This window comes from Roseicyclus salinarum, from assembly GCF_029624655.1.
Taxonomy (GTDB): domain Bacteria; phylum Pseudomonadota; class Alphaproteobacteria; order Rhodobacterales; family Rhodobacteraceae; genus Roseibacterium; species Roseibacterium salinarum.
The window spans coordinates 36089-42560 of the sequence record NZ_JARRSA010000031.1 but is presented as its reverse complement, the minus strand read 5'-3'; the positions used below and the strand labels follow the sequence as shown (position 1 = coordinate 42560).

Genomic DNA, 6472 nt, shown 5'->3' with positions numbered 1-6472 from the left:
GGGGGGGGGGTGACCCGCGAAACGGGGACGCGGCGGAGGGTTTTGCGCATTTACCTGGCGCGGGCTGGCGGATGAGCAGCGAACGACCATCCGACAGCGGCCGACCCCGTCGCGGAGAGGCCCGCGGCGGCCTGCCGAGGGCCGGGGGACGCCTGCGACCCGCGGGGTCTTCCGGGGTGAGTGCCTTCGCGCGCGCCAAGCGGGTCGCACCGGGCCCCATCGGCAGGCCGCGCGACAGGACGGCGGACATCCCGTGCCGCACGTGCGCCGCCCAGCCGCGCCCGACCCCTCAGAAATCCAGCGGAAGAAGCGGCGTCGACTTGATCTCTTCCATCGACAGAAGCGCCGTCACCGTGTGGATCTTCACCACCGAGATCATCGCCTGGTAGAACGTGTCGTAGGCGCGCGCGTTGGGGACGCGGACCTTCAGGATGTAGTCGATATCGCCCGCGAGGCGGTGGGCCTCCATCACCTCGGGACGCGCCTTCAGCGTCCTGAGGAACCGCTCCTGCCACTCCGCCTCGTGCTCGGAAGTGCGGATCAGCACGAAGAAGCAGGCCTCCAGCCCCAGCGCCTCGGCGTCGAGCAGCACCGTCTGCCGTCCGATCACGCCCGCCTCCTTCAGCTTGCGAATCCGCGTCCAGACCGGCGTCTTGGACGAGCCGACGTGACGCGCGATCTCCTCCAGCGAGCGGCTCGCATCCTCCTGCAGGGCCGCGAGGATCTTCCGGTCTAGGGCGTCGATCTGGACGGACATCTTGCGGGGCTCCTCTGGCTGGGACGGGGTTCGCTTTCCCGACGCTTTACGGAACAAGCGTCCCTTTCGGCAAGCGATATCTGCCGCACCTTGGGAAATTGTTCTAGATTACGGTCAGTCTTCCACACCGGAGTTCCGCGACCCATGCGCCACTTCCCGATCTTCCTCGACCTCGCCGGCCGCCGCGTCGTCGTCTCCGGCGGCGGCGAGGCGGCGCTGGCGAAGCTCAGGCTCCTCCTCAAGACCGAGGCGCGCGTCACGGTCTTCGCCGAGGCGCCCGAGGACGGCGTCCGCAGCCTCGCGCGCGAAGGACGGCTGCGCCTCGTGGAGCGCGCGCTGGACCCCGGCGACGCGCTGTGCGCCGCGCTGTTCTACGCCGCCAACGACGACGACGGCGAGGACGCCCGCGTCCTGCGCCTCGCGCGGGCGGACGGGGCGCTGTGCAATTCCGTCGACAACCTTCAGGCAAGCCAGTTCATCACGCCCGCGATCGTGGACCGCGATCCCGTCACCGTCGCAATCGGGACCGAAGGCGCCGCGCCGGTCCTGGCGCGCGCCATCAAGGCCGACCTCGAGGCGCGCCTGCCCGCGGGCCTCGGCATCCTCGCGCGGATCGGCAAGGGCTTCCGCCGCGCGGCAGAGGCGCTTCCCATGGGCCGCGCGCGCCGCGAATTCTGGGGCGACTACTACTTCGACGCGGGGCCGCGCGCGCTGGCGGAGGCGGGCCAGGACGGCCTGCCCGCAGCATTCGACGCGCTTCTGTCGCGCCACCTGTCGCGCGCGCCGGGGGCGGGCCGTGTGGACCTCGTCGGCGCGGGACCGGGCGACCCGGAGCTTCTGACGCTGCGCGCGCGCAAGCTGATCGACGCGGCCGACGTGGTGATCCACGACCGCCTCGTGCCCGCGCCGATCCTCGAACTCGCCCGCCGCGAGGCGATCGTGATCGACGCAGGCAAGAAGGGCTTCGGCCGCGCGATGCCGCAAGACGAGATCAACCGCCTGATCGTGCACCACGCAGCCGGGGGCGCGCATGTCGTCCGCCTGAAATCGGGCGATCCCGGCGTCTACGGACGGCTCGACGAGGAGATCGCGGCGCTCGACGCGGCGGGGATCGCCTGGACGATCTGCCCCGGCGTGACCGCGGCCTCCGCGGCGGCGGCGCAGATCGGCCAGAGCCTGACGCGGCGCGACCGCAACTCGTCGCTGCGGCTGCTGACGGGTCATGACGTCAAGGGCTTCGCCGAGCACGACTGGCGCACGCTCGCGCGGCCCGGCGCGGTGGCGGCGATCTACATGGGCCTGCGCGGCGCGCGTTTCTTGCAGGGCCGCATGATGATGCACGGCGCAGACCCGGAAACGCCCGTAACCGCCGTCGAGAACGCCAGCCGCGAAGATGCGCGCGTGATCGCCTCGACCCTCGGCCGGCTTCCCGCCGACCTCGAGGCGGCCGCCCCCGAGGGCCCCGTGATCCTTCTTCTCGGCCTCGCGCCCCGCGCCGCCGAGCAAGCCGCCCGCACCCTGACGCAGGAGTTCGCCTGACATGCCCCGCCCCTTCACCCCAAAGGTCCTGACCGGCAACGCCCTTCTGGAGGGCGACGCGGTCTGGCTCGCCGCGAACGGCCAATGGACACGGCACCATCACGAGGCGCTCCTGATCGAGGACGAGGCGACGGCCGAGCTTTACCTGCTGGATGCCGAGGCGCGCGGGCACGAGGTCGTCGGCCCCTACCTCGCCGATGCCAGCCCCGGCGCGAAGGGGCCACGGCCCGTCGAGCGGCGTGAGGCGTTCCGCGCGACCGGCCCCTCGAACCACGCGCACGGCAAGCAGGAAACGGCCTGAGAGCCGCGGCAAGGAGGACAGAGCATGTATCGCTACACCGAGTTCGACGAAACCTTCGTGCGCGCCCGCGTGTCCCAGTTCCGCGCCCAGGTCGAGCGCCGGATCGAGGGCGCGCTGACCGAGGACGAGTTCAAGCCCCTGCGCCTGATGAACGGCCTCTATCTGCAGCTGCACGCCTACATGCTGCGCGTCGCGATCCCCTACGGCACGCTCGACGCGCGGCAGATGCGCCAGCTCGCCATGATCGCGGAGCGCTGGGACCGGGCCTACGGCCACTTCACGACGCGGCAGAACATCCAGTTCAACTGGCCGAAGCTGCGCGACGTGCCCGACATGCTGGACGCGCTGGCGGACGTGAACATGCACGCCATCCAGACCAGCGGAAACACCATCCGCAACGTCACCGCCGACCACTTCGCCGGGGCGGCCGCCGACGAGGTCGCGGACCCGAGGCCCGTGGCCGAGCTGATCCGGCAATGGTCGAGCGACCATCCCGAATTCCAGTTCCTGCCCCGCAAGTTCAAGATCGCCGTGACCGGCAGCCCCGAGGACCGCGCGGTGACGGCGGCCCACGACATCGGCCTGCGGCTGGTGCGCCGGGACGGAGAGCTCGGGGCAGTGGTGCTGGCGGGCGGCGGCCTGGGGCGGACGCCGATGATCGGCCGGGTGCTGGCCGATTTCGTGGCCCTGCCCGACCTCCTGCCGTATCTCGAGGCGGTCGTGGCGGTCTACAACCTCGCGGGGCGGCGGGACAACAAGTACAAGGCGCGGATCAAGATCACGCTCCACGAGACCGGCCTCGAGGAGTTCCGCGCCCGCGTCGACGCCGAATTCGCGGTGCGCCGCGCGATGTTCGACGGGACGGCGATGGAGGCCCTAGGACGGATCGCGCAAGATTTCGCGCCTCCCGCCTTCGAGGCGCCGGCCTCCGGCGCGCCGGAGAAAGACCCGGCGCGCGGCGACGACCCGGCCCTTCGCTCGTTTCTCGACACGAACGTGCATCCGCACCGCGCGCCGGGCTACGTCATCGTCACCGTCTCGCTCAAGGCGCATGGCCAGACGCCTGGCGACGCCACGTCCAACCAGATGCGGGCGCTGGCCGACATCGCCGAGACCTTCGCCCATGACGAGCTGCGCATCTCCCACGAGCAGAACGTGATCCTGCCGCATGTTCCGCGCCGCCACCTCGCGGCGATCTTCGCGCGGCTTCGCGAGGCGGGCCTCGCGACCGCCAACGTCGGCCTCGTCTCGGACATCATCGCCTGCCCCGGCATGGACTACTGCGCGCTGGCGACGGCCCGCTCCATCCCCGTCGCGCAGGGCATCGCGACCCATTTCGAGGCGATGAAGCTCGAGCACGAGATCGGGCCGCTGAAGATCAAGATCTCGGGCTGCATCAACGCCTGCGGGCATCACCATGTCGGGCATATCGGCATCCTCGGCCTCGACCGGGCGGGCGTCGAGACCTACCAGATCACGCTTGGCGGCGACGGCGGGCCGGACGCGGCGCTGGGCGAGCGCACGGGGCCGGGCTTCGCCTACGACGAGATCGTGCCGGCGATCGAGCGCATCCTGCGCGCCTACCTCGGCCTGAGGCGGGATCCACGGGAGACCTTCCTCGAGGCCTATCGCCGCGTGGGGGCGGAGCCCTTCCGCGCCGCCCTCTACGAGCCGGAAAAGGGGCGGGCCGATGCGGCATGACGCGATCCTTCCCGCCCCCGCGCAGCGCGCGGCGCGGCTGAACGCCGAGACCGACGGGCTGTCGACGCGCGATCTTCTGGAACGGGTCCTCGACGGGGCCGCGGGGCGCGCCGCGCTGGTGTCGTCCTTCGGGGCGGAGGCGGTGGTGCTTCTGCACATGGCGGCCCGGATCGACCCCTCTGTCCCGGTGCTGTTCGTGGAAACGGGTATGCTGTTTCCCGAGACGCTGGCCTACCAGCGCGAGGTGGCAGAGCGGCTGGGCCTGAGCGACCTGCGCCTCATCCGGCCCGCGCCGGACGCGCTCGGGCAGGCCGACCCCGACGGGACGCTCCACGGCCGCGACGCGGACGCGTGCTGCGCGCTGCGCAAGACCGAACCGCTGACCCGCGCGCTGGCGCCCTTCGACGCATGGATCACCGGCCGCAAGCGGTTCCAGGGGGCGGGGCGCGCGCACCTGGAGAGGGTGGAGGCCGAGGCGGGCACGGGCCGCATCAAGGTCAACCCCCTCGCGCGCTGGTCGCGCGAGGATGTGCGGGCCTACATGGAAGCCCACGCCCTTCCCCGTCATCCGCTGGTGGCGCGGGGCTACGCCTCGATCGGCTGCGCGCCCTGCACCTCGCCGGTGGCGCCCGGCGAGGACCCTCGGGCGGGACGCTGGCGGGGCCTCGGCAAGGAGGAATGCGGCATCCACTTCGTGGATGGCGTGGCGGTGCGAGGCGCGCAACGGCGGGCGTCCTGAGGTGGAGCGGCCGCGGGACCTTGCGTATTTTTCGGAAAGATGAAGGACGGGACGAGATGCGGGACGAACGGGTGATCGTGCGCGACGAGGGCTTCGTGGCCGACGACATGCGCGGCGCGCGCGCGCTGGACGTGGCACCTGACGACGACGTGGCGGCGCTGGCCGGGCGTCTAGAGGGGATCGGCCTGATCCGCGTGGCCTTCGGCAGCTTCGCCGACGGGCGCGGCTTCACGGTGGCGCGCAGGCTGCGGGCGATGGGCTATGCGGGGCGGCTGCGCGCCTGCGGCCACGTGCTGGCCGACCAGTATGCCATGGCGCGGCGCGCGGGCTTCGACGAGGTGGAGATCGGCGCCGTCCTCGCGGCGCGGCAGGACGAGGCGCAATGGCGCGCGCGGGCCGACTGGCGCGAGGGCGACTACCGCGCACGGCTCGGGGGGCGGCCCGGTGCGCCGGGGAAGCACGGGTCCGATCGCGGCAGGTTGACACCGCGCGGTTGAACCGGGGGTTCCACTGATCCAGATCAAGGCTTAGAGACGAGGAGGCGGGCAGGTTCCGCACGACAGCAGCATGACCGAGCACAAAAGACCCGTGAAAGACACCGACGCCACGCCCGTGAAGGCCACGCCCGCCCTCCCCGACGCGCAGACCGTGACGGACGTGCAGCATTATACCGACCGTCTGTTCCGGTTCCGCTGCACGCGCCCCGCGAGCCTGCGCTTCCGGTCGGGCGAGTTCGTGATGATCGGGCTGATGGGCGACCCCGATCCCGCGACGGGCCGGCAGAAGCCCCTTCTGCGGGCCTATTCCATCGCCTCGCCGTCGTGGGACGACGAGCTGGAATTCTATTCGATCAAGGTGCCGGACGGCCCGCTGACCTCGAAGCTGCAGCACATCAGGCCAGGCGACCAGGTGATCCTGCGCCCCAAGCCCGTGGGCACGCTGGTGCATGACGCGCTCATTCCCGGCCGGCGGATCTGGTTCTTTGCAACGGGCACCGGCATTGCGCCCTTCGCATCGCTCCTGCGCGATCCGCAGACCTATGCGGACTACGACGAGGTGATCCTGACCCATACCTGCCGCGAGGCGGGCGAGCTGACCTACGGCGCCGAGCTGATCGAGAGCATCCGGGGCGACGAGCTGCTGGAGGAGCTGATCGGCGAGGGCTTCGCCGACAAGCTGCGCTACTATCCCACGACGACGCGGGAAGAGAGCGCAAAGATGGGGCGGATCACCGACCTGATGCGGTCGGGCGAGGTCTATGCCGATCTCGGCGTGCCACCGCTGTCGCCGGAGACGGACCGTGCGATGATCTGCGGCAACCTCGCCTTCAACCTCGAGTTGAAGGACATGCTGGACGACTACGGCCTGCGCGAGGGCGCCAATTCGAGGCCCGCCGAATACGTCGTGGAAAAGGCGTTCCTCGACTAGATCCGGC

Annotated in this window: 7 protein-coding genes; 6 read left to right on the top strand and 1 reads right to left on the bottom strand. The window is 71.1% G+C overall.

What is annotated here, in order from left to right; all coding sequences use genetic code 11:
- Positions 1 to 289 precede the first annotated feature (289 nt).
- Entirely contained in the window at positions 290 to 757 is a 468-nt protein-coding gene (locus P6F26_RS16535) for an Lrp/AsnC family transcriptional regulator (RefSeq protein ID WP_278029809.1), read from the bottom strand.
- A gap of 144 nt (positions 758 to 901) precedes the next feature.
- Between P6F26_RS16535 and cysG the strand changes: the two genes are divergently transcribed.
- The 6 genes from cysG to P6F26_RS16505 all read left to right on the top strand — a co-directional run bounded on the left by cysG (position 902) and on the right by P6F26_RS16505 (position 6465).
- A complete protein-coding gene (gene cysG, locus P6F26_RS16530) occupies positions 902 to 2296 on the top strand; it encodes a siroheme synthase CysG (RefSeq protein ID WP_278029808.1) in 1395 nt (464 codons plus the stop codon).
- 1 nt (position 2297) lies between these two features.
- Positions 2298 to 2597 carry a DUF2849 domain-containing protein gene (locus P6F26_RS16525; RefSeq protein WP_278029807.1) on the top strand — a complete coding sequence of 100 codons (300 nt, stop codon included), beginning with the start codon at positions 2298 to 2300 and terminating at the stop codon, positions 2595 to 2597.
- Between the two features lie 24 nt (positions 2598 to 2621).
- Positions 2622 to 4298, top strand: coding sequence for a nitrite/sulfite reductase (locus tag P6F26_RS16520; protein ID WP_278029806.1), 1677 nt, complete (start codon positions 2622 to 2624; stop codon positions 4296 to 4298).
- Entirely contained in the window at positions 4288 to 5037 is a 750-nt protein-coding gene (locus P6F26_RS16515) for a phosphoadenylyl-sulfate reductase (protein WP_278029805.1), read from the top strand. The genes P6F26_RS16520 and P6F26_RS16515 overlap by 11 nt, the downstream gene beginning before the upstream one ends.
- Positions 5038 to 5093: 56 nt before the next feature.
- Complete coding sequence (locus P6F26_RS16510) at positions 5094 to 5534, top strand: DUF934 domain-containing protein (protein WP_430736759.1); 441 nt, start codon at positions 5094 to 5096, stop codon at positions 5532 to 5534.
- A gap of 70 nt (positions 5535 to 5604) precedes the next feature.
- A complete protein-coding gene (locus P6F26_RS16505) occupies positions 5605 to 6465 on the top strand; it encodes a ferredoxin--NADP reductase (protein WP_278029804.1) in 861 nt (286 codons plus the stop codon).
- Positions 6466 to 6472: the final 7 nt, after the last annotated feature.